Origin of the sequence: Pulveribacter sp. (genome assembly GCF_032079985.1) — a bacterium.
In the GTDB taxonomy this organism is placed as follows: Bacteria; Pseudomonadota; Gammaproteobacteria; order Burkholderiales; family Burkholderiaceae_C; genus Melaminivora.
This window is the reverse complement of sequence record NZ_DAMATK010000002.1, coordinates 350,708-372,744: the sequence shown is the minus strand read 5'-3', so window position 1 is coordinate 372,744 and position 22,037 is coordinate 350,708. Positions and strand designations below refer to the sequence as shown.

Genomic DNA, 22,037 nt, shown 5'->3' with positions numbered 1-22,037 from the left:
TCCGGCCGGCTCGGGACAACCCTTGCACAAACTACGTATCGCCCAGCAGCTGCAGCGTGGCGGGGTCATGCCGACCTTCGAAGAACACCTGCAGCGCCTGCGCGAATTCGGGATGCTGCGGCGCCACCTCGGCAAACAGCGTGAGGCACGAGCGCAGTTTCATCGCGTCCACCTCGCCCAGCATCTGCTGCGCCGTGCGCTGCGGATAGGCCAACAGCGCCTGCACGCACTGCACCAGCCGCGGGCCGAGTAGCGGGTGGGCAGCGTAGGCCCGGGCCTCGGCGCGGTCCGCCAGGCCGTAGAACTGCGCCGTGCTGCTGCGACCCAGGCCGCGCAACTGGGGCAGTACGTACCAGATCCAGTGCGTGCGCTTGTGTCCCGCGCGCAGTTCGGCCAGCGCCTGGGCGTAGTCGCGCGCCTGCGCCTGCACGAAGCGCTCCAGCGACGCGTCCTTTGGTGGATCGGCAGGATGGTCCATGGTCAAAACAGCCTCCAGGCCTTGCCAGAAAAGTGCCGGCAGCTATCAAAATTATTTGCCAGGCACCAGGCGCCCGGCCTCCTTGTGCCCTACGTCCTTCAAAAAGGCCCACACCGCCTGCGTGCGCGCCAGGTGCTTGGACTCGGCCGGCATGCTCATCCAGAAGGTGCGCACGAAGCGCGCCTCGGCCGGAAGCACCCGCGCCAGCACCGGGTCGCGGTCGGCCAGGAAGGCCGGCAGCACGGCCAGGCCCGCGCCGGCGCGCACGGCCTCGTACTGGGCGATGACGCTGGTGCTGCGCAGCGCGAAGCGTTCGGGCGGCCACAGCTGGTCCAAAAACTGCAGCTCCTTGGTGAACAGCAGGTCATCCACGTAGCTGACGAAGTCGTGGTGGCGCAGGTCCTCGCGCCGCGCCACCAGCGGGCGGCGCGCCAGGTATTCGCGCTGGCCGTACAGGTGCAGCGTGTAGTCGGCCAATTTGGTGACCAGCACCGAGCCGCGCTTGGGCCGCTCCAGCGAAATCACGATGTCCGCCTCGCGCCGCGACAGGTGCAGCATGCGCGGCACGGCCAGCAGGTCAATGGACAGGTGCGGGTGCTGGCGCGCCAGGTGCGCCAGGTGCGGCGCCAGGATCAACGTGCCGAAGCCCTCCGTCACGCCCACCCGCACCAAGCCGCTGGGGCCGCCGGCGGCGGCGTTGGCGGGCGACGCGCGCTCCACGCCCAGCACGGCAGCCTCCATGGCCTCCACGGCCGGCAGCAGCTGGCGGCCGGCCTCGGTCAGCCGGTGGCCGGCCGCATCGCGGGCGAACAGGGGCGCGCCCATCTGCTTTTCCAGCGCCTGGATGCGCCGGGCCACGGTGGTGTGCTCCACGCCCGAGCGGCGCGCGGCAGCGGCCAGGGTGCCGGTACGGGCCAGCTCCAGGAAGTAGCGCAGGTTGTCCCAGTCCATGGTGCCTCAGTACCGGTTGTGCAAATTTGCAAAGCCAAGGTGCGCGATTATCTATTGCCCCTGTAATTTTGCACGCCTACCATAGACGCCGTTTTGCATCACCCTTCCCACCCCTCTTTCAAGGAGACACGCGCCATGGACGCATCCACCACCCAGAACGTGCAGGCCCCGACGGTCAAGCTGCTGATCGACGGCAAGCTGGTCGAATCCAAGACCACCCAGTGGCGCAACGTGGTCAACCCCGCCACGCAGGAAGTGCTGGCGCGCGTGCCCTTCGCCACGCCCGAGGAAGTCAACGCCGCCGTGGCCAACGCCAAGGAAGCCTTCAAGACCTGGCGCAAGACCCCCATCGGTACCCGCTCGCGCATCTTTTTGAAGCTGCAGCAGCTGATCCGCGAGAACATGAAGGAGCTGGCTGCCCTGCTGACGGCCGAGCAGGGCAAGACCCTGCCCGACGCCGAAGGCGACGTGTTCCGCGGCCTGGAGGTGGTGGAGCACGCCGCCGGCATCGGCAACCTGCAGCTGGGCGAGCTGGCCAACAACGTGGCCAACGGCGTCGACACCTACACCGTCATGCAGCCGCTGGGCGTGTGCGCCGGCATCACGCCGTTCAACTTCCCCGCCATGATCCCGCTGTGGATGTTCCCCATGGCGATCGCCACGGGCAACACCTTCGTGCTCAAGCCCTCCGAGCAGGACCCCATGGTCACCATGCGCCTGTGCGAGCTGGCCCTTGAAGCCGGCGTGCCCCCCGGTGTGCTGAACGTGGTGCACGGCGGCGAGGACGTGGTCAACGCCATCTGCGACCACCCCGACATCAAGGCCATCAGCTTCGTCGGCTCCACCAAGGTGGGCACGCATGTCTACAACCGCGCCAGCCTGGCCGGCAAGCGCGTGCAATGCATGATGGGCGCGAAGAACCACGCCATCGTCATGCCCGACGCGAACAAGGAGCAGTCGCTCAACGCCGTGCTGGGCGCCGCCTTCGGCGCGGCCGGCCAGCGCTGCATGGCGATTTCGGTGCTGGTGCTGGTGGGCGAGGCCCGCAAGTGGATCCCCGAGATCGTCGAGAAGACCAAGGGCCTGAAGGTGTCCGCCGGCACCACGCCGGGCGCGGACCTGGGCCCGCTGATCTCGTGCCAGGCGCGCGAGCGGGTCGAGGGCCTGATCGAGCGCGGCGTGCAGGAAGGCGCCAAGCTGGAGCTGGACGGCCGCAACCCACAGGTGCAAGGCTTCGAGAAGGGCAACTTCGTCGGCCCGACGATCTTCAGCGGCGTCAAGCCCGGCATGAGCATCTATGACCAGGAAGTCTTCGGCCCGGTGCTGGCCATCGTCGAAGCCGACGACCTGGAGCAGGCCATCGAGTTCATCAACGCCAACCCCAACGGCAACGGCACAGCCATTTTCACGCAGAGCGGCGCGGCAGCGCGCATGTTCCAGGAAGAGATCGACGTCGGCCAGGTCGGCATCAACCTGCCGGTGCCGGTGCCGGTCCCGCTGTTCTCCTTCACGGGCAGCCGCGCGTCCAAGCTGGGCGACCTGGGCCCCTACGGCAAGCAGGTCGTGCTGTTCTACACGCAGACCAAGACCGTCACCGCACGCTGGTTCGACGACAGCACGCTGCACCATGGCGTGAACACGACGATTAGTCTGAAGTGACATCCCCCTGAGGCGCTGTCGCGCCTTCCCCCTTCTCTCGAATCGCTGCGCGATTCGGGAAGGGGGACGCCACCGGCGCTGCGGGGCGGCCCTTGCGCGGTGGCTGCTGGCATGGGGCGCGCCCCGCGCCAACGTTTGAAGCCAAATCGGCCTCCAGCGCTTACTGGACAAGCGCTGGCAGCTATAAAAACATGAGTATCCGAGGAGACCTTCGCGCATGAACTTTGACCTGACCGAAGACCAGCGCGCCTTTGCCAATACCGCGCGGCAGTTTGCGCAGGCGGAGCTGGCACCGCACGCCGCGCACTGGGACGCCGAGGGCATCTTCCCGCGCGAGGCAATTGCCAAGGCCGGCGAGCTGGGCTTTTGCGGCCTGTACGCGCCCGAGAACGCCGGCGGCCTGGCCCTGCCGCGCCTCGACGCCACGCTGGTGTTCGAGGAAATGGCCGCCGTGGACCCGAGCACCACGGCCTTCATCACCATCCACAACATGGCCACCTGGATGCTGGGCACCTGGGCCACGGATGAAGTGCGTGCCGAATGGGGCGAGGCACTGACCAGCGGGCACAAGCTGGCCAGCTACTGCCTGACTGAGCCCGGCGCCGGCTCGGACGCCGCGTCGCTCAAGACCCGCGCCGAACGGGTGGGCCACGAATACGTCATCAACGGCGCCAAGGCCTTCATCAGTGGCGCCGGCTCCACCGACGTGCTGGTGCTCATGGCCCGTACGGGCGACGCGCAGTCGGGTGCCGGCGGCATCAGCGCCTTCGCCGTGCCGGCGAATCTTCCCGGCGTCGAATACGGCAAGAAGGAAGAAAAGATGGGCTGGAACAGCCAGCCCACGCGCACCATCAGCTTTGACAACGTGCGCATCCCCGCCAGCCACCTGCTGGGCCGCGAGGGCGAGGGTTTCAAGATCGCCATGAAGGGCCTGGACGGCGGGCGCATCAACATCGCCACCTGCTCCGTCGGCGCCGCGCAAGGCGCGCTGACCCACGCGCAGCGCTACATGGGCGAGCGCAAGCAGTTCGGCAAGCCGATCGCCAGCTTTCAGGCGCTGCAGTTCAAGCTGGCGGACATGGCGACCGAGCTGGTCGCCGCGCGCCAGATGGTGCGCCTGGCCGCCAGCAAACTGGACGCCGGCGCGCGCGATGCATCCACCTACTGCGCCATGGCCAAGCGCTTTGCTACCGATGCGGGCTTCACCGTCGTGAACGAAGCGCTGCAGCTGCACGGCGGCTACGGCTACATCCGCGAATACCCGCTGGAGCGCCTGCTGCGCGACGCCCGCGTGCACCAGATCCTGGAGGGCACGAACGAGATCATGCGCGTCATCATCGGCCGGCGCATGCTGGACGGCGACGCGCCGGACGCGATCCGCTAGCCGTCAAAAACCATAGCTGCCAGCGCTTGATGGACGGGCGCTAGCGGCCATTTTGACCCACAAACCCGCCATGCCCGCCCGCCCCCTGTCCGACGAAGCGCTGCACCTGATCGCCGCCGTGCGCGAGGCGCTGGCCGAGCAGCTGGACGCGCGCGTCGACGTGCAGGAGCGGCCCCTGTTCGGCTGCCACGCCTTCATGGTGGACGACAAGCTGTGCCTGGGCGTGAAGGGCGACGAGCTGCTGGTGCGCCTGCCGCCCGCGCAGCACGGCGCCGTGGCCGAAACGCCCGGCGTGCGCGAGCTGGACCCGCGCGGCGGCATGGCCGGCTACTTCTGGCTGGAGCCCGCCGCCTACGCCACGCGCGCCCAGTGGCAGCACTGGATCGCCGCCGCCCTGGCCTTCAACCCGCAGGCCAAGGCCACGCCCCGGCGCGCCGCGCGCGCCCGTGCGGCGCCGCCGTAGTTTCTTTTTCTTCCAAGCCTTTTTGGCCGCCAGCGCGCATGCAGCAATCGCTAGCAGCTATCAAAAACATAGTTTCATCCCGTCATTCACACCCAAGGAGACAACACCATGCAAATCGCCTTCATCGGACTGGGCCACATGGGCGGCCCCATGGCCGTCAACTTGCACAAGGCCGGCCACAGCGTCAAGGCCTTCGACCTGAGCCAGGACGCCCTGGCCAAGGCCAAAGCCGAGGGCCTGCAGATCGCCGCCAGCGCGCAAGACGCCGTGCAGGGCGCCGAGGCCGTCATCTCCATGCTGCCGGCCAGCCAGCACGTAGAAGGCCTGTTTCTGGGCAAGGACGGCCAGGGCGGGCTGCTGCAGCACATCGCCCGTGGCACGCTGGTCATCGACAGCTCGACCATCGCCGCCGCCACCAGCCAAAAGGTGGCCCAGGCCGCCGAGGCCGCCGGCATCGCCTTCATCGACGCGCCCGTCTCCGGCGGCACGGGCGGTGCCATCGCCGGCACGCTGACCTTCATGGTCGGCGGCAGCGAGGCCGACCTGGAGCGCGCCCGCCCGCTGCTGGAGAAGATGGGCGCCAACATCTTCCACGCCGGCAGCGTGGGCGCCGGCCAGACGGCCAAGATCTGCAACAACATGCTGCTGGGCATCCTGATGATCGGCACGAGCGAAGCCATGGCACTGGGCGTGGCCAACGGACTCGACCCGAAAGTGCTGGCCGAAATCATGCGCCGCAGCTCGGGTGGCAACTGGGCGCTGGAGAAATACAACCCGTATCCCGGCGTGCACGAGAACGCGCCGGCGAGCAAGGGTTATGCGGGCGGGTTTGGCACGGACCTGATGCTGAAGGACCTGGGGCTGGCGCAGGAGAACGCAATGGCGATGAAGGCGAGTACGCCGCTGGGGGGGTTGGCTCGGGCGTTGTATGCGGCGCATAGCCTTGGTGGGCATGGGGGCGAGGACTTTTCGAGCGTGATCAAGATGGTGCAGAAGAAGGGGTGAGTTGCTGACGTAGCGGCTTTCCCAAAACGCGCGGGCGCTGTAGCATGTCGTTACAGCGCCCGTCGTTTTTTCTTCCGGAGAATTTTAGGTTTGCCTAAAGGGTTCTTCGTCCGGTCTTCTTCCGCAACGACACGACGCGAGTTTTGTTATACGACCGAGACAGGCAGCTTGGGCGTCGTCTAATTCTAGTTAGTCCCATCACCCGCTATATGCAGGCCATTATTTCTTCCAGGGTTTTGCCTTTCTCAAAGGTTTCTCCTTTGGGGTTTAGGCTGGCCGCTGGGCTTCGCCTGCATGCGCTGCGCAGGTTTCAAGCCTTTTTGGCCTCTAGCGCTTGCACAGCAAGCGCCACCAGCTATCATTCTTGCAGCGCTGTGCCGCTTCCGTGGCCCAGCGCTTTTTCGTGGGCTCCGCTCGTCTTCAAGTCTGGGCGCTCCCTTTTGGCCTTCGGGTCTAACCATTCGTCGCAGCCGACCGCCTACGGCGGCGGCTGGACTCAGGGCGTTAGCCTGCTTTTTATTCTTGCTCATTTCAGCCCATGAATATTCAAACGCAATTTACCCTCGCAAGCGTTTATCCGCTGGGTGTTTGGCGTTCGCTCGGGCTTCGCCTGCGTGGGTTGCGCCAGTTTCAAGCCTTTTTGGCCTCTAGCCCTTGTGCAGCAAGCGCTAGCAGCTCTGCTTTTCGTAGTTCGTGGCCTGTGCGGTCACTTTCGTTTTTGCGCTTTGGGTCTAACCCGGCGCTCAAGCCGACCCGCATACTGCGGGCGGCTTATCTTTTTCGTTAGGTTCTCGCAGCCCCTCAAGTAATCAAGGATTCGAAAATGGGAAAAATAAAAAATCCAGCAACGATTTCGAGCGAATTCGGTATAGATGTCGCGGTTTTGGACAAGCTTGGGGTTGTAAACGTACTGCTGAATACAGACACCTTGGTCTTTATAGATCCACTGTTATTGAAAGAAAGTGCTCACAAGGAGATTAGTGAAGAGGCCCATCAATCATATAGAGAGCGCTTTGAGAAAATCATCAAACTTTTGTCCGCATCTAAAGCTATAGATGATGTTCCATGGCGTAATGCAAAAAGACTTTTCCGTTTCTCAGAAATTAGCTGGACTTGTTTGGGCTACGGAACTACTGTTAAGGGATCTGGATTTGGAAAGGATTTAATCTCTAGCACACTGGATACTGCTTCTCAGATTGTCGCGCTCGGTGTGGATGATATAGATCTTTTTATGGCTTTAGCTTTATTCGAAGAAGGTATTGGGCCTGATCGAATCAGCGACATGACAACCAACATTATTTTGCCGGACTTGATTTCGTTTTCTGAGCGAGTCAATCAAACACTTAAAATACCTACCAAACAATTTAAGGTAGGAGATAAGAACTATAATTTAGTAGTTAATCCTTACTCAGATCAACCCTTAATCTTTGTGCCAAACGATATAGTACGTGATTTACCGATAGCTTGCGATTGGAGTGATATATCGAGAGTTGTCAGAGAAAATGAAGACCTTAGAGAGCGGGTTAATAATCACGTTGGTGAAATTTGGGCAACAATGACTAAAAAGGATAAGCAGAGACTCAAAAAATCCGCTCTCAGAAGCAAAGAAGCTTTTCAGCAGGTCATGGATATGATTCGTGAGGTGGAACCCAAACCATATGACTTTAAAAGTGACAGAAACGGTGAGTCATTTTGGACTGAGTTACTTAAGAGTATTCCCGAGGACTACCCATACGACCTTTCTAAATATGCCGGCAGAAAACTAAGCACTGAGGAAGCAGTAGAGATAGTTAATAAAATACTAAGTCAGTTCCAAGATTTGGTTGAGAACAAGGGATTATGGAAAGAGCTTTGGGATGAAAATGGAAAACCTAGAAAGGAGAAAGCTTCGCAGCGGCTTTTCTTTGCTGTTGCTTATAGTTATTGCAAGGCTAACAATATTGATTTAACACCAGAAGCAGATTCCGGCAATGGGCCTGTAGACTTCAAGCTCTCTCAGGGCTTTGACTTTAAATTGGTGGTCGAAGTTAAATTGTCCAATAATGGTAGCCTGGTCCATGGATATGAAAAGCAATTAGAAATATACAAGAAAGCTGACGACACAGATTTAGGTGTATTTCTAATTATCGACGTTGGCGGCATTGGAAAAAAATACGGTATAGTGCAGAAAATTAGAAATGACTTCATAAAAGAGCATGGTAAAGCATCCGATATATGGTATGTCGATGGAAATAAAAAAGCGTCTGCAAGCAAAAGAACCTAACAAATTGCTGCACACGGAAAAATTACTCGCTACGCTCCTAATTTTCCGGCGAGCAAAGCGTTAGTATTTGAGGGAAAGATGTCAGCTAGCTCAAAACTAAGTCGTGCACTTCAATCACTTGATGATGCTGAAAGAATAATTAAACGCACCAAAAATGCGTCCACGGATTCTGATCTTCAATATCAACTTCGAAGATCACTTCGTGAAATCGAGGAAGCCAAGCAAGAAATCGAGCGCGCTCGTCGTGAAGTGCGTGATTTAGAGTAGTAATTAAAGGTCTAACCCGGCGCTCAAGCCGACCCGCCTTCGGCGGTCGGCTTAGCTTGTTCGTTAGGCCCTCACGAACGACCCGATGAATTCGAACATTATTCTCCTGACAGATCTGAGCTACGAGATCGGACTCATTGGAGTTGCCGAATACAAAGAAAGAATGGGTATTGCCGCATGGCTTTCCGACTTCAATGAAGAGATGCGCGACCCACGCCTCGGCAACGACGAGAAGGACGCTCCACGTCAGCGAGCAGAGCGTGTTGAAGAGAACGGGAGCGGAGGCGGTGCTCGTTCACGTGGCGAGCAAGAGGAACTCGATGATGGACCTCCTTACATGCAACTTCTGGCGCTCAACACATGGATGTTCACTGTTGGCGACGTCGATTGTTATCCTTCCGTTCCACACGGGCATTTCAAGAGAAAGACGAATGAGTGGCCAAAGCTAAATCCATATATCGGTCGAGTATTCAGCACGATGCACACGGAGGACATAAGTGCACGCCTGACGAGAGCCGAGATGAAGGCCCTTTGGAATGACGAGAGTTTCGTGGAGCACTGCCGTCAGCAAGTACTGTGGTACAGCGATTTCGCTCCCCGTTATGCGTTTTCCAGCGCTCGCAGGGGAAAGTTCCTCTTCCCACGGTGGCGCTAGAGATGCCTAACAATTCGTCCAAGCCGACGCTGCTTCGCAGCGCGGCTTAACTCAGGCGTTAGGCCATCAAGAAGAACCGCTATGTCGCTCCTACGTCAGATACAAGACGCGGCAATTGACTCGTCCGTTGATCTGCCCACACTTTTGCGCAAGTGCAAGGTGTTGGCCGCACGTCTTGGAAACGAAGACTTCAAGCAATGGATCGACAACGAGCTTTCTGGCTACGACAAGAAGGAAGACCTTCCTGAGTACCGAATTCTTAACGTCAACTCCAAGGGGCACTTCGGCGGTCCGTTTGGATCGGGTCTTCGCAACGCAGACATTCCACTGATGTGCCTTCCCGAAGACTTCCGGGAAAGCCTCGGTCACTCTTACATGATGCAGCCTGTGGCAGCAGTGGCATCGTTGGTATCGAGTGGCAAGTCTGGAACACTGCAAGAGCCGTGGAATCCAGACCTGGTCGCGCACTTCGGCAACAGAATCTACGAGCGGATGGTTTGCATGCAAGCATGGAAGGTGATTCCAGCATCCGCAATCGTCGCGGCACTGGACACCGTTCGAACCCGAGTTCTGAACTTTGTGCTTGAAATTGAGGCCCAAAACCCCGCCGCTGGAGAAGCCATGTCAAACGAGAAACCGGTGCCGCAGGAGACGGTCCAACACATCTTCAACACTTACATCACTGGAGATGTTCAGAACTTGTCATCCGGTAGCACCAACGTTTCTCAGAACGCCAAGATGCAGAAGGGTGCTGATCAAGAGGTGTTCGCCAAGCTTCTTGATGCAATCATGCGCGCGAGCATGCCTGCAGCTGTGCAGGCGGCAGCCAGTGGTGCGGTCGAAGACCTACGGTCCACAAGCGGAACAGCCGAGTTCAAAGAAAAGTATCACCGCTTCATGGGCATACTTGCTGACCATATGCAAGTACTTGGACCGGTCGTTGCGCCATTCCTTCCGCCGCTTGCCGCGATGGTGGCCTAACCCCTCCATCGAGGGGATGCCCAACCGGCTACGCTGGTCGGTCACCCCTCATGTCAAACGTTAGGCCTCTCATGAAAACCCGCGCAGAACTCTCGCCCTGCAATAGCTACCGATACGCTTTATGGCGTGAATGGTCTGAGGAGCCTCCTGTCTTGTTCGTCATGCTGAACCCTTCTACAGCAGACGCATCCCAAGACGATCCCACCATTCGCCGCTGCATTAGCTTCGCTCAGCAGTGGGGGCATGGTGGTCTTATCGTTGCCAACCTGTTCGCTTGGCGCTCGCCGTACCCCACCCATCTGAGAAGTGCTAAAGATCCGATTGGTCCCAGCAACGACGAGTGGCTGAAGAAGCTGGCTAAACAGAGTAGCGTGGTGGTTGGCGCATGGGGAAACCATGGCACATACATGCAGCGCGGGAAAGCTGTTGCTTCGTTGTTTCCAGGGCTGCAATGCCTCGGGCTTACAAAGCAGGGCCAACCTAGGCATCCGCTCTATGTGTCAGCTTCCACGCAGCCAAAGCCAATGCAGGCAACTGATGTGTAAATCTATCAATTGCGCACCTGCGACCAGCCTAACCAATTGGTCAAGCCGACGCCCACAAGCTCCGCTTGTGGGTGCCCTCCGTGCTCCGCACTGCGGCGCGGCTTACCGCGAGCGTTATATGCTCAATTTGCATTCTCAAATAATATTCAGAAGCGGATTTCTATAAGTTGGTATCAGATAGAAAAATTGCATGGAGACATGCTTTACCGGTGATGATTGGATTGCTTGGTATTGTGTGCGCAATCTACGTAACATTTTTTGTGGGTTGTTCCCATCTGGACTGTGTTAATTCTAGTTATCGTTGGCACGTAGTTTCGCTGGTTGCAGCCTGTTTCTGTCTGCTTGCTTATGATTTGTATGTCTTGATACGTTTGTTATCAAAAAAGCACCTAAATACTAAGTTCGCCAGTGTCTTCAAGCTGTGTGTTCTTGTTCTGCATGCGGTCCTGTTCTTCTCAGTCTTTGTTGTTTTTGATTATGTATCAGGCCGCATATAACAGGTCGTTCAAGCCGACAGCCCTACGCTCCACAATTGGCTGTGCATGTGCTTCGCACACTATTGCACAACCAATTGTTCCGCTACGGTCTGCGGCTTAACTCCAGTGTTAGAACAGATGAAGTTCATTGTGATTTCTGGCTGGCTACTGATTGGAGCCTCAATCATGACCGGGTTCTACTATGTTTACCTTGGAATCGTGGCTCTCAAACATTTACGTGGAGCCACAGACATTGAAAAAACCGTTGGCTGGACACTTTGGTGGTTTTTAGAGGCGGATCGCTGTGACGAAGTCGGCAAAAAATTATGCAGGCGCGGAAGCACTGTTTTCGTGGTTGCATGGTGCCTTGCCGCTCCCGGGTACTACTTGGTTTTTCGCGGCTAATATGTTGTGTCCTAACCCGGCGGTCAAGCGGATCCGCCTTCGGCGTCCCGCTTACCTAGTCCGTTAGGGCCAGGTGCGTGTTTCCTGGCCGTCCGCCGCTTCACGCTGCCGCACGGACCCCGGCGGCTGCGTGTGAACAGCGGCTGCGCCCGCTGGATACCGTAAATTTCCACGAGGCGGTGGAAGCCAGAAGGGTGTCGGGCATGGATTGCAGTTTCGTTATGGGCACAACTATTCTGCTAGAGAAACGGCTGCATCCAACCAAAACGCTATATTGATCAGTAGTAATAACGGCAAGCAATCACCACCAGCGCCTCCCCGTCCACGCAATACACCAGCCTGTTCGTATCGTCGATGCGCCGTGACCAGAAGCCGGACAGGTTTTCTTTCAACGGCTCAGGTTTGCCGATACCGGCGAAAGGATGGCGCATGCAATCCTGGATCAGCAGATTAATGCGCTTCAAGGTCTTTTTGTCTTGGCTCTGCCAATAGGCATAGTCCTCCCATGCCGCGAGCGTCCAAGTCAGCCGCGCCAGCCTTTCAGGCGGCTCAATCGGCATCGACCAGATCCCGCTCTTGTGCCTGGCCTGCCCGTAACTGGGCAATCGAACGCGCCAGATGCGCAGCGTTGGCGGGCGACTTGAGCAAATGCACCGTTTCCATCAGGCTGTTGAAGGTGTCCAACGACATGATCACGGCATCGGGCGCGTCACGCCGGGCGATGACCGTGTAGTCGGCATCCTCGATCACCTGGTCGATCACTGTTTTGAAGCTATTACGAGCTTCGGAAAAATTCAATACACGCATGACCAGCCTCCTTGAGTTGTCTTGTCGGTTGTACAAGTCGGCCTCATGCAACGCCACCGCTCACGCAGTGAACTGCAGCCGCGCCAGCCTCGCATACGCCCCGCCCCGCGCCACCAGCTCCGCGTGGCGCCCTTCCTCCACCACCCTCCCCTGCTCCAGCACCACGATCCGATCGGCGTGCTGCACTGTCGCCAGCCGGTGCGCAATCACCAGCGTGATGCGGCTACCCGCGCGCTGCGCCAGCGCGGCGTCCAACGCCTGCTGCACGGCCCGCTCGCTGTGCGCATCCAGTGCGCTGGTGGCCTCGTCCAGCAGCAGCACCGGCGCATCCTTGAGCAGCGCCCGCGCGATGGCGATTCGCTGGCGCTGGCCGCCCGACAGGCGCACGCCGCGCTCGCCCAGGAAGGTGTCGTAGCCCTCGGGCAGCGCCTCGATGAAGTCGTGGGCGAAGGCGGCGCGGGCGGCGGCTATGACCTCCTCGCGGCTGGCGCCCGGCCGGGCGTAGCGGATGTTGTCCAGCGCGCTGCTGGAGAAGATCACCGCGTCCTGCGGCACGGTGGCGATGCGCTCGCGCAGCGCGTGCAGGTCCCACTGGCGGATGTCCTGTCCGCCCAGGACGATGCGCCCCGCGCTCACGTCGTAGAAGCGCTGCAGCAGCTGGAACACGGTGGACTTGCCCGCGCCGCTGGCGCCGACCAGCGCCACGGTCTCGCCGGGCGCCACGCGCAGGGTGAAGTCGCTCAACGCGGGCCGCTCCGGACGCGACGGGTAGTGGAACGTCACGCCGTCGAAGGCCAGCGCCAGCGGCGCGTCTGACGCAGAGCCCAATGGAAGCGCCGTGCCGTGGGCACGTTCGGGCGAGCGGATGTCCGGCTCGGTGGCCAGCAGTTCCATCAGCCGCTCCATGGCGCCGGCCGCGCGCAGCAGGTCGCCGTACACCTCGCCCAGCACGGCCACGGCGCCGGCCAGAAACAGTGCGTAGACCACCGTCTGCCCAAGGCTGCCGGCGCTCATCTGCCCGGCCAGCACGGCCTCGGCGCCGCGGTACAGGCCCCACAGCAGCAGCGCGGCGTTGGCGATGATGATGAAGGCCACCAGCAGCGCCCGCGCGCCGCTCCTGCGCACGGCGGTGCGAAAGGCGACCTCGGCCGCTGTGGCAAAGCGCGCGGCCTCGCGCCCCTCGGCGGTGAAGCCCTGCACGACGGGAACGGCCGCCAGCACCTCGGCGGCGATGGCGCTGGCGTCGGCCACGCGGTCCTGGCTGGCGCGCGACAGTCGCCGCACGCTGCGCCCGATCCACAGCGTGGGCAGCACGACGACCAGCACGGCGGCCAGCGCCACCAGCATGACCATCGGATTGGTCCACACCAGCATCACCAGCGCGCCCACGCCCAGCACCGCGTTGCGCAGGCCCATCGAGAACGACGAGCCGATCACCGTCTGCACCAGCGTGGCGTCGGCCGTCAGGCGCGACAGCACCTCGCCGGTCTGCGTGGTTTCAAAAAACGCCGGGCTTTGCCGCAGCACCTGCGCGTACACGCGGCTGCGCAGGTCGGCGGTGACGCGCTCGCCCAGCCAGCTCATGGCGTAATAGCGCCCGGCCGAGAACACGCCCACGGCCACCGCCACGCCGAACAGCAGCGCGAAGTGCGCACGCAGGGCGCCCGCGTCGCCGCCACCGGGCAGGCCCTGGTCGATCAGCTGGCGCAGCGCCATCGGAAAGGCCAGCGTGGCCGCGGCGGCCAGCAACAGCAGGACCAGCGCGGCGGCGATGGGCCAGCGGTACGGGCGCAGAAAGGGCAGCAGCGCACGCAGGGCGCGCGGCTGGCCGCGCTGGGGGCGGGTGGCGGGTTCCATTTTTTCTTTCGGGCGTAGGCGGGTCGTTTGCTGAAAAGGGCGCGACGCCCATTCTCTGCCGCCATCCGCCTGCATCACCCCCAGGCTGGGCCCTGCTGCGGATGCCCGCAGCGCGCTGCTTCAGCGGCCCAGGCAGCCCGCCGCGCTGGCGTGCAGGCAGATGGCGGCGGCGGCGGCCACGTTCAGCGACTCCTCGCCGCCCGGCTGGGCGATGCGGATGTGCTGGCTGGCGCGCTGCTCCAGCAGTGGCGACACGCCCTGCCCTTCGTGCCCCATGACCCAGGCGCAGGGCCAGGGCAGTTCGGCGCGGTGCAGCAGGTCGCCCTGGTGCGAGCTGGTGACCAGGAGCGGCGCCTGCAGCGCATCCAGCAGCACCGGCACCTCCAGCCCTTCGACCAGCTGCAGCGCGAAGTGGGCGCCCATGCCGGCACGCAGCACCTTGGGCGACCACAGCGCGGCCGTGCCCTTGATGGCGGCGATCTGCGTGAAGCCGAAGGCGGCCGCGCTGCGCAGGACGGAGCCGACGTTGCCGGCGTCCTGCAGCCGGTCCAGCACCACGGTGGGGGCGCGCGGCTGCAGCGCGGCGGGCTCGCTCCAGTCCAGCAGAAAACCCATGCCGGCGGGCGATTCGAGCGCGCTAATGCCGGCCCACAGGGCATCCGGCAAAACTATGTTTTTGATAGCTGCTTGCGCATACTGGGCGGGCGCCAGAGGCCAAAAAGACTCAGAAAACACCGCCACGGCCGGCTGCCGGCCGCGCGCCAGTGCGGCGCCACACAGGTGGTCGCCCTCGACCCACACACGGCCCTGGCGGCGGTAGGCGGTCGTGCCCTGGGCCAGGCGGCGCAGGTCTTTCACGAAGGCGTTGCCGGCGGACTGGATGAAGGTGGGTGCGTGGGCGGCGGTCATGCGGGTATCGTGGACTTGGCGGCCAGCGCGCGGGCGACGGGGGCGAACGAGCGGCGGTGCTCGGGGCAGGCGCCGTGCTCGGCCAGCGCGGCCAGGTGGCGGGCGGTGCTGTAGCCCTTGTGCTCGGAGAAGCCGTAGTGCGGCCAGTCGGCGTGCAGCTGCTGGCACCAGCGGTCGCGCGTGACCTTGGCCAGGATGGAGGCGGCCGAGATGGCCTGCACCAGCGCGTCGCCCTGCACGATGGCCTCGGCCGGCACGCTCAGCACGGGCAGGCGGTTGCCGTCCACCAGCACGCGGGTGGGTTTCAGTCGCAGGCCCTGCACGGCGCGGGCCATGGCCAGCATCGTGGCCTGCAGGATGTTGAGTTCGTCGATCTCCTGCACGCTGGCCTGTGCCACGCTGACGCACAGCGCGTGGGCGCAGATCTCGTCGTACAGGCGCTCGCGCCGGGCGGCGGTCAGGGCCTTGGAATCGGCCAGGCCGGCGATGGGCCGGGCGTCGTCCAGGATGACGGCGGCGGCCACCACCGGCCCGGCCAGCGGGCCGCGGCCGGCCTCGTCCACGCCGGCCATGAGGCCGGGCGCGTGCCAGTTCAGCGTGGCCTGCACGCCGTCAGGCCTGCAGAAGGTTCTGGATGGCATGGGCGGCAAGGCGCGGGGTGTCGCGCAGCAGGCTTTCGTGCAGCGCGGTGAAGCGCTGCTGCAGCGCGGCAATGCGCGCGGGCTGGTGGTGGTAGGCGTCCAGCCAGTCGGTGACGGCGACCGCCAGCGCCTGCGGGCTGGCCGCGTCCTGCAGCAGCTCGGGTACGACGAAGTCGCGGCACAGGATGTTGGGCAGACCCACCCAGGGCTGCAGCTGCTTCGCGCGCATCAGGCGCCAGCTGACCGGGTGCATGTGGTAGCCGATGACCATGGGGCGCTTAAACAGCGCCGCCTCCAGCGTGGCGGTGCCGCTGGCGATCAGCGTCACGTCGCAGGCGGCCAGCACGGCGTGGGACTGGCCGGTGACGATGACCAGCCGGTCCAGCAGGCCGCATTCGCGCGCCACCTGCTCGATGCGGGCACGCAGCGCCGGCACGGCGGGAACTACTATTTTGATAGCTGGTCGCGCTTGCTGGATAAGCGCTGCAGCCTGAAAAAAGGGTTTGGCGATGTAGGCCACCTCGGCCGAGCGGCTGCCCGGCAGGATGGCCAGCACCTCGCCCTGTTCGTCCAGGCCCAGCGCGCGGCGCGCGGCCAGCCGGTCGGGCTGCAGCGGGATGACGCGGGCCAGCGGGTGGCCGACGTAGGTGGCGGCGATGCCGTGGCGCGCCAGCAGCTCGGGCTCGAACGGGAAGATGCACAGCACGTGGTCGCAGCTGGCGCGGATGGTCTCCACCCGCTTGGCGCGCCAGGCCCAGATGGAGGGGCAGACGAAATGCACGGTCTTCACGCCCTGGGCACGCAGGCGCGCCTCCAGGCCCAGGTTGAAGTCGGGCGCGTCCACGCCGATGAAGACGTCGGGCCGGTCGGTGGTCAGCAGGCGCGTGCCCAGCGCCTTGCGGATGCGCACCAGGCCCAGCAGGCGGCGCACCAGCTCGACGCTGTAGCCGTGCACGGCCAGGCGCTCGCTGGGCCACCAGGCGTCAAAGCCGCGCTCCTGCATGCGTGGCCCGCCTATGCCCATGCTGGCTACGTCGGGCCACTGCACACGCAGGCCGTCCAGCAGCAGGCCGGCCAGCAGGTCGCCGGACGTCTCGCCGGCCACCATGGCAACGCGTGGTGGGGTTTGCATGCTGCCCTGCCCGCCCGAGTGGATTGATCAGCGCACGATGCCGCGGCGCGACTGCGCGGCGAAGTCGCGCAGCTGGCGCACGTCGGCGGCGCCCTCGGCGCTGTCCTGCGCCAGCGCGTCCAGCGCCTGCAGCGCCGCCTGCAGGGTCAGGCCCTGGCGGTACAGCAGGCGGTAGGCCTGCTTGAGGGCGCCGATGCGCGCCGCGGAAAAGCCCCGGCGGCGCAGGCCCTCGGTGTTCAGCCCGCGTGCGGCCAGCGGGTTGCCGTCCACCATGGTGAAGGGCGGCACGTCCTGCGAGACGTGGCTGGCAAAGCCGGCCATGGCGTGCGCGCCGATGCGGCAGAACTGGTGCACGCCCGTCAGGCCACCCAGGATGACGTGGTCGCCCACGTGGACGTGGCCGGCCAGCGTGGCGTTGTTGGCCAGCACGGTGTGGTTGCCCACGGTGCAGTCGTGCGCGATGTGCACGTAGGCCATGACCCAGTTGTCGTCGCCCAGCGTGGTGACGCCCGCGTCCTGCACCGTGCCGGTGTTGAAGGTGCAGAACTCGCGGATGGTGTTGCGGTCGCCGATGACCAGGCGCGTGGGCTCGCCGGCGTATTTCTTGTCCTGCGGGGCGGCGCCCAGCGAGGCGAACTGGAAGATGCGGTTGTCTTCACCGATCTGGGTGTGGCCCTCGATCACGCAGTGCGCGCCGACGCTGGTGCGCGCGCCGATGGCCACGTGAGGCCCGATGACGGCGTAGGGCCCGACCGAGACGCCATCACCCAGCCGTGCGGCCGCGTGAACGATGGCGGTGGGATGGATGCTGGAGGAACTCACGCGGCGCCCTGCCCTGGCTGCGGCTGCGGCAACAACGCCTCAGGCCACCGTCCGCATGGTGCACATGATCTCGGCTTCGCAGGCCACGCTGTCGCCCACGCGGGCCACGCCCTTGAATTTATAGATGCCGCCTTTGATGCGGTCCAGCTCGACGTCGAGGATGAGCTGGTCGCCCGGCTCCACCGGGCGCTTGAAGCGCGCGCCGTCGATGCCGACGAAATAGAACACTTTGTCGGCGCCTGGCGCCTCGCCCATCATGTCGAACGACAGCAGGCCGGCCGCCTGGGCCAGCGCCTCGAGCATCAGCACGCCCGGCATGACGGGGCGCGCCGGAAAGTGTCCGGTGAAGAAGGGCTCGTTGATGGTGACGTTCTTGATCGCCTGGATGCGCTTGCCGCGCTCGAGCTCGGCCACGCGGTCCACCAGCAGGAAGGGATAGCGGTGCGGCAGGAGCTTGAGAATCTGATGGATATCCATTGTTGTGTGAGCGGCCTAGCCGTCTTTGCGAGTCTGTTCGAGAGCCTTGATGCGTTCACGCAGCTTGTACAGCTGGCGCAGCGTGGCGGCGTTCTTTTCCCAGCGGGCATTGTCGTCCATGGGAAACACGCCCGTGTACTGCCCCGGTCGGGAGATGGAGTGCGTGACCACCGTGTTGGTGGAAATGTGCACATTGTCCGCCAACTCCAGGTGCCCGACGATGGAAGCGGCCCCGGCGATGGTGCAGTGCGCGCCGATCTTCGTGCTGCCCGCCACGGCCGAGCAGCCGGCCATGGCCGTGTGCCGGCCGACGTGCACGTTGTGCGCCAGCTGGATCAGGTTGTCCAGCTTCACGCCATCCTCGATCACCGTGTCGCCCAGGGCGCCGCGGTCGATGCAGGTGTTGGCGCCGATCTCCACGTCGTCGCCGATGCGCACGGCGCCCAGCTGCTCGATCTTGACCCACTGACCGGCCTCGTGCGCGAAGCCGAAGCCGTCGGCGCCGATCACCACGCCCGGATGCACGATACAGCGCTCGCCCAGCATGCAGCGCTCGCCCACGGTGACGCGCGACTTGAGCTGCGTGTGCGCCCCGATGACGGCGCCCCGCTCGACCACGCACAGCGGACCGATGTAGGCCGTCGGGTGCACCTGCGCCTGCGGATGCACCACGGCGCTGGGGTGGACGCCCACGTCTTCACCCTGGCGGTGCGCGCGGGCCCACAGCTGCGTCACGCGCGCGAAGTACACATAGGGGTCGGCTGCCACGATGCAGGCGCCGCGCGCCAGCGCTACCGCCCGCATTGCCGGGCCCACAATGACGCAGGCCGCCTGCGAGGCGGCCAGTTGCGACTGGTAGCGCGGGTTGCTCAGGAAGGACAGCGCGTCGCTGCCGGCGGTCTGAAGCGGGGCAATGGCATGAATCTCGTCCTCACGGCTGCCGCCTTCGAGCTCGCCACCCAGCGCATCGACGATGGCCCCAAGCCGCAAGCTCACACGCCACCCGTTCTGGCAGATCCGGCCACGGGCCGGTTACTTGCCACCGTTCGCCGGCGCCGCGTTCATGGCCTTGATGACCTTGTCGGTGATGTCGTGCTTGGGGTTGATGTAGACGGCTTCCTGCAGGATGACGTCGTACTTCTCGGACTCGGCCACCTGCTTGACGATGCGGTTGGCGCGCTCCAGCACCTGGCTCAGCTCTTCGTTCTTGCGGGCGCTCAGGTCTTCCTGGAACTCGCGGCGCTTGCGCTGGAAGTCGCGGTCCTGGTCGACCAACTGGCGCTGGCGCGACACGCGCTGGCTCTCTGCCATGGTGGGGGCCTCGCGCTCGAACTTCTCGGTGGCGGACTTCAGGGCGCTGCCCTGGTCGACCAGTTCCTTCTCGCGGCGCGAGAACTCCTGCTCCAGCTTGGCCTGGGCCGCCTTGGCGGAGTTGGCTTCGCGGAAGACCCGGTCGGTGTTGACGAAGCCGGCCTTGAATTCTTGCGCCTGCACGGGGGCGGCGATGGCCATGGCGCCCACCAGGATGGCCAGGGGGAAATGACGAGCAAACGATTTCATTAGAAGGACGTTCCGATCTGGAATTGCAGTTTCTGGATTCTATCGCCGGCGAATTTACGCACCGGCTGCGCATAGGCGATGCGCAGCGGGCCCAGCGGAGAGATCCAGCTCAAGCCGATGCCGGCGGAAGCGCGCATCTCGCTCAGCTCCCACTTCTCATCTTCGCCATAGACGTTGCCGGCATCGACGAAGGTGAACCAGCGCAGCGTGCGGTCGTTGCCGGCACCGGGGAAGGGGGCGATGAGTTCGGCGTTGAGGGTGATCTTCTTGGGACCACCCAGCGAGGCGCCGGTCACGTCGCGCGGGCCCAGGGTGCCCTGGTCGAAGCCGCGCACCGAGCCCAGGCCGCCCGAGTAGAAGTTCTTGAACACCGGGAAGGGCCGGCCGTTCATGCCCTTGCCCAAGCCTATTTCGCCGTTGAAGGCGATGGTGAACTGCTTGTTCAGGGGCACGTACTGCTGGTACTGGTAGTTGGCCCGCACGTAGCGTGCGTCGCCCGCCACGGACCATTCGGAGTTCAGGCGCTGGTAGCGGCCCGAGTTGGGCGCCAGCGCGCTGTCGCGATCGTCGCGTGACCAGCCAATGGTCAGCGGCACGGACACGCTGGTGCTGCCGAACTTCTCGGCGTACGACAGATAGGACGCCGGGATGTTGGTGCCCGCCTTGATGCGCGTTTGCTCGGCACCGCCGCCGAAGAACACCGTGTCGGTCTCGCTGAACGGCACGCCAAAGCGCACGCTGGCTCCGGCCGTGACCAGCTCGTAGTTGCCGCCCTGGTCTTCGTAGGGCTTGGCAGTGCGGTAGTACAGGTCCAGGGTGCGCGAGACGCCGTCCTGCGTGAAGTACGGGTCGGTGGTGGAGAACACCAGCGTGCGGCGGTACTTGCTGGTGTTCACGTCCACGCCCAGGTAGTTGCCCGAGCCGAAGACGTTTTCCTGTTTGATGCCGAACGACAGCGAGATCTTTTCGGCGCTGGAAAAGCCCGCGCCCAGCTGCAGCGAGCCGGTGGGCTTTTCCTGCACGTTCACCACCAGGTCCACCTGGTCGGGCGAGCCGGGCACTTCCTGCGTCTCGACGTTCACCTCGGTGAAGTAGCCCAAGCGGTCCACGCGGTCGCGCGAGAGCTTGATCTTGTCGCCGTCGTACCAGGAGGCCTCGAACTGGCGGAATTCGCGGCGCACCACTTCGTCACGCGTGCGGTTGTTGCCCGAGACGTTGATGCGGCGCACGTAGGCGCGGCGCGAAGGCTCGGCGCGCAGCACCAGGGCCACGCGGTTGTGCTCGCGGTCGACCTCGGGCACGGACTCCACGCGGGCGAAGGCGAAGCCGAAGTTGCCGAAGTGGTCGGTAAAGGCCTTGGTGGTCTCTGCCACACGGTCGGCGTTGTAGGGCTCCCCAGGGCGGATGGTGACCAGCGACTTGAACTCGTCCTCGCGGTCCAGGTAGTTGCCTTCCAGCTTGACGCCGGAGACCACGTAGCTGGGCCCCTCCGTCACGTTGACGGTAATGGAGATGTCCTGCTTGTCCGGCGAGATGGCGACCTGTGTGGAGTCGATGCGAAACTCCAGATAGCCGCGCGCCAAGTAGTACGAGCGCAGCGTCTCCAGGTCGGCGTTGAGCTTGGCGCGCGAGTAGCGGTTGCTCTTGGTGTACCAGCTCAGCCAGCCTCCGGTGTCCTGGTCGAACAGGCCCTTGAGCGTGGATTCGCTGAACGCCTGGTTGCCCAGGATGCGGATTTCCTTGATCTTGGCCGGCTCGCCCTCGGTCACCGTAAAGGTCACGTTGACGCGGTTGCGCTCGATGGGCGTGACGGTGGTCACCACCTCGGCGCCGTACAGGCTGCGGTTGATGTACTGGCGCTTCAATTCCTGCTCGGCGCGGTCGGCCAGGGCCTTGTCGAAGGGGCGTCCCTCGGTCAGGCCGACGTCACGCATGGCCTTCTTGAGCGTGTCCTTGTCGAACTCCTTGGTGCCGGCGAAGTCCACATCGGCGACCGTCGGACGCTCTTCCACGACCACCACCAGCACGTTGCCGGAGGCTTCAAGGCGCACGTCCTTGAACAGGCCCAGGGCGAACAGTGCGCGGATGGCGGCGGCGCCCTTCTCGTCGTTGTACTCGTCGCCCACGCGCATGGGCAGCGAGGCGAAGATGGTGCCCGGCTCCACCCGCTGCAGGCCCTCCACGCGGATGTCCTGCACCTTGAAGGGCTCCAGCGCCCAGGCGGCGTTGGCGGCAAGGGCAAGGGCCGCTACGGCCGTTGCAGTGCGAACGCCCAGGCGATTGATGGTTTTTCTCATGAG

General features: G+C 63.5%; 24 protein-coding genes. 11 read left to right on the top strand and 13 right to left on the bottom strand.

What is annotated here, in order from left to right:
- Nucleotides 1–31 precede the first annotated feature (31 nt).
- Nucleotides 32–478 (bottom strand): DUF1810 domain-containing protein, encoded by a 447-nt coding sequence (locus RT282_RS08020; protein ID WP_313313119.1) that lies wholly within the window; start codon nucleotides 476–478, stop codon nucleotides 32–34.
- Between the two features lie 51 nt (nucleotides 479–529).
- Nucleotides 530–1,429, bottom strand: a complete 900-nt coding sequence (locus tag RT282_RS08015; RefSeq protein WP_313313117.1) for a LysR family transcriptional regulator — start codon at nucleotides 1,427–1,429, stop codon at nucleotides 530–532.
- Between the two features lie 135 nt (nucleotides 1,430–1,564).
- Here RT282_RS08015 and RT282_RS08010 point away from each other — a divergent pair, with 135 nt between their 5' ends.
- From RT282_RS08010 to RT282_RS07960, 11 genes are all read left to right on the top strand, one after another.
- On the top strand, nucleotides 1,565–3,088 hold the full coding sequence (locus RT282_RS08010) for a CoA-acylating methylmalonate-semialdehyde dehydrogenase (protein WP_313313115.1): 1,524 nt from the start codon (nucleotides 1,565–1,567) through the stop codon (nucleotides 3,086–3,088).
- A 217-nt stretch (nucleotides 3,089–3,305) separates the two neighbouring features.
- Nucleotides 3,306–4,472, top strand: a complete 1,167-nt coding sequence (locus RT282_RS08005) for an acyl-CoA dehydrogenase family protein (protein WP_313313114.1) — start codon at nucleotides 3,306–3,308, stop codon at nucleotides 4,470–4,472.
- A gap of 70 nt (nucleotides 4,473–4,542) precedes the next feature.
- A complete protein-coding gene (locus RT282_RS08000) occupies nucleotides 4,543–4,935 on the top strand; it encodes a TfoX/Sxy family protein (RefSeq protein ID WP_313313113.1) in 393 nt (130 codons plus the stop codon).
- Between the two features lie 108 nt (nucleotides 4,936–5,043).
- A complete protein-coding gene (mmsB, locus tag RT282_RS07995) occupies nucleotides 5,044–5,940 on the top strand; it encodes a 3-hydroxyisobutyrate dehydrogenase (RefSeq protein ID WP_313313112.1) in 897 nt (298 codons plus the stop codon).
- 209 nt (nucleotides 5,941–6,149) lie between these two features.
- Nucleotides 6,150–6,482 (top strand): DUF1010 domain-containing protein, encoded by a 333-nt coding sequence (locus RT282_RS07990; protein WP_313313111.1) that lies wholly within the window; start codon nucleotides 6,150–6,152, stop codon nucleotides 6,480–6,482.
- Nucleotides 6,479–6,727, top strand: coding sequence for a DUF1010 domain-containing protein (locus RT282_RS07985; RefSeq protein ID WP_313313110.1), 249 nt, complete (start codon nucleotides 6,479–6,481; stop codon nucleotides 6,725–6,727). The genes RT282_RS07990 and RT282_RS07985 overlap by 4 nt, the downstream gene beginning before the upstream one ends.
- Nucleotides 6,728–6,763: 36 nt before the next feature.
- On the top strand, nucleotides 6,764–8,203 hold the full coding sequence (locus RT282_RS07980) for a hypothetical protein (RefSeq protein WP_313313109.1): 1,440 nt from the start codon (nucleotides 6,764–6,766) through the stop codon (nucleotides 8,201–8,203).
- Between the two features lie 352 nt (nucleotides 8,204–8,555).
- The gene (locus tag RT282_RS07975) at nucleotides 8,556–9,125 is read left to right on the top strand and encodes a hypothetical protein (protein WP_313313107.1); all 570 of its coding nucleotides are present in this window, start codon (nucleotides 8,556–8,558) and stop codon (nucleotides 9,123–9,125) included.
- 81 nt (nucleotides 9,126–9,206) lie between these two features.
- On the top strand, nucleotides 9,207–10,106 hold the full coding sequence (locus RT282_RS07970) for a hypothetical protein (RefSeq protein WP_313313106.1): 900 nt from the start codon (nucleotides 9,207–9,209) through the stop codon (nucleotides 10,104–10,106).
- A 50-nt stretch (nucleotides 10,107–10,156) separates the two neighbouring features.
- Nucleotides 10,157–10,651 (top strand): DUF1643 domain-containing protein, encoded by a 495-nt coding sequence (locus RT282_RS07965; RefSeq protein ID WP_313313105.1) that lies wholly within the window; start codon nucleotides 10,157–10,159, stop codon nucleotides 10,649–10,651.
- A 662-nt stretch (nucleotides 10,652–11,313) separates the two neighbouring features.
- The gene (locus tag RT282_RS07960; RefSeq protein WP_313313104.1) at nucleotides 11,314–11,532 is read left to right on the top strand and encodes a hypothetical protein; all 219 of its coding nucleotides are present in this window, start codon (nucleotides 11,314–11,316) and stop codon (nucleotides 11,530–11,532) included.
- A 278-nt stretch (nucleotides 11,533–11,810) separates the two neighbouring features.
- Here RT282_RS07960 and RT282_RS07955 read toward each other — a convergent pair whose 3' ends face one another.
- The 11 genes from RT282_RS07955 to bamA all read right to left on the bottom strand — a co-directional run bounded on the left by RT282_RS07955 (nucleotide 11,811) and on the right by bamA (nucleotide 22,034).
- Nucleotides 11,811–12,092, bottom strand: coding sequence for a Txe/YoeB family addiction module toxin (locus RT282_RS07955; RefSeq protein ID WP_313313102.1), 282 nt, complete (start codon nucleotides 12,090–12,092; stop codon nucleotides 11,811–11,813).
- Nucleotides 12,082–12,339, bottom strand: coding sequence for a type II toxin-antitoxin system prevent-host-death family antitoxin (locus RT282_RS07950; protein ID WP_313313101.1), 258 nt, complete (start codon nucleotides 12,337–12,339; stop codon nucleotides 12,082–12,084). Before RT282_RS07950 ends, RT282_RS07955 begins: the two co-directional genes overlap by 11 nt.
- 60 nt (nucleotides 12,340–12,399) lie before the next feature.
- Nucleotides 12,400–14,196 carry an ABC transporter transmembrane domain-containing protein gene (locus RT282_RS07945; protein WP_313313100.1) on the bottom strand — a complete coding sequence of 599 codons (1,797 nt, stop codon included), beginning with the start codon at nucleotides 14,194–14,196 and terminating at the stop codon, nucleotides 12,400–12,402.
- Between the two features lie 120 nt (nucleotides 14,197–14,316).
- Nucleotides 14,317–15,105 (bottom strand): RNA methyltransferase, encoded by a 789-nt coding sequence (locus RT282_RS07940; RefSeq protein ID WP_313313098.1) that lies wholly within the window; start codon nucleotides 15,103–15,105, stop codon nucleotides 14,317–14,319.
- Nucleotides 15,102–15,746, bottom strand: coding sequence for a ribonuclease HII (gene rnhB / locus RT282_RS07935; RefSeq protein ID WP_313313097.1), 645 nt, complete (start codon nucleotides 15,744–15,746; stop codon nucleotides 15,102–15,104). Before rnhB ends, RT282_RS07940 begins: the two co-directional genes overlap by 4 nt.
- Nucleotides 15,718–16,878, bottom strand: a complete 1,161-nt coding sequence (lpxB, locus tag RT282_RS07930; RefSeq protein ID WP_313313095.1) for a lipid-A-disaccharide synthase — start codon at nucleotides 16,876–16,878, stop codon at nucleotides 15,718–15,720. Before lpxB ends, rnhB begins: the two co-directional genes overlap by 29 nt.
- A gap of 27 nt (nucleotides 16,879–16,905) precedes the next feature.
- Nucleotides 16,906–17,700 (bottom strand): acyl-ACP--UDP-N-acetylglucosamine O-acyltransferase, encoded by a 795-nt coding sequence (gene lpxA, locus RT282_RS07925; RefSeq protein WP_313313094.1) that lies wholly within the window; start codon nucleotides 17,698–17,700, stop codon nucleotides 16,906–16,908.
- Nucleotides 17,701–17,739: 39 nt separating this feature from the next.
- Nucleotides 17,740–18,177: a 3-hydroxyacyl-ACP dehydratase FabZ gene (gene fabZ / locus RT282_RS07920; protein ID WP_106846491.1), complete on the bottom strand. Its 438-nt coding sequence runs from the start codon at nucleotides 18,175–18,177 to the stop codon at nucleotides 17,740–17,742.
- Between the two features lie 15 nt (nucleotides 18,178–18,192).
- Nucleotides 18,193–19,173, bottom strand: coding sequence for a UDP-3-O-(3-hydroxymyristoyl)glucosamine N-acyltransferase (gene lpxD / locus RT282_RS07915; protein WP_313313092.1), 981 nt, complete (start codon nucleotides 19,171–19,173; stop codon nucleotides 18,193–18,195).
- 36 nt (nucleotides 19,174–19,209) lie between these two features.
- A complete protein-coding gene (locus RT282_RS07910) occupies nucleotides 19,210–19,737 on the bottom strand; it encodes an OmpH family outer membrane protein (protein ID WP_313080380.1) in 528 nt (175 codons plus the stop codon).
- Nucleotides 19,737–22,034 carry an outer membrane protein assembly factor BamA gene (gene bamA / locus RT282_RS07905; RefSeq protein ID WP_312305623.1) on the bottom strand — a complete coding sequence of 766 codons (2,298 nt, stop codon included), beginning with the start codon at nucleotides 22,032–22,034 and terminating at the stop codon, nucleotides 19,737–19,739. The genes RT282_RS07910 and bamA overlap by 1 nt, the downstream gene beginning before the upstream one ends.
- Nucleotides 22,035–22,037 lie beyond the last annotated feature (3 nt).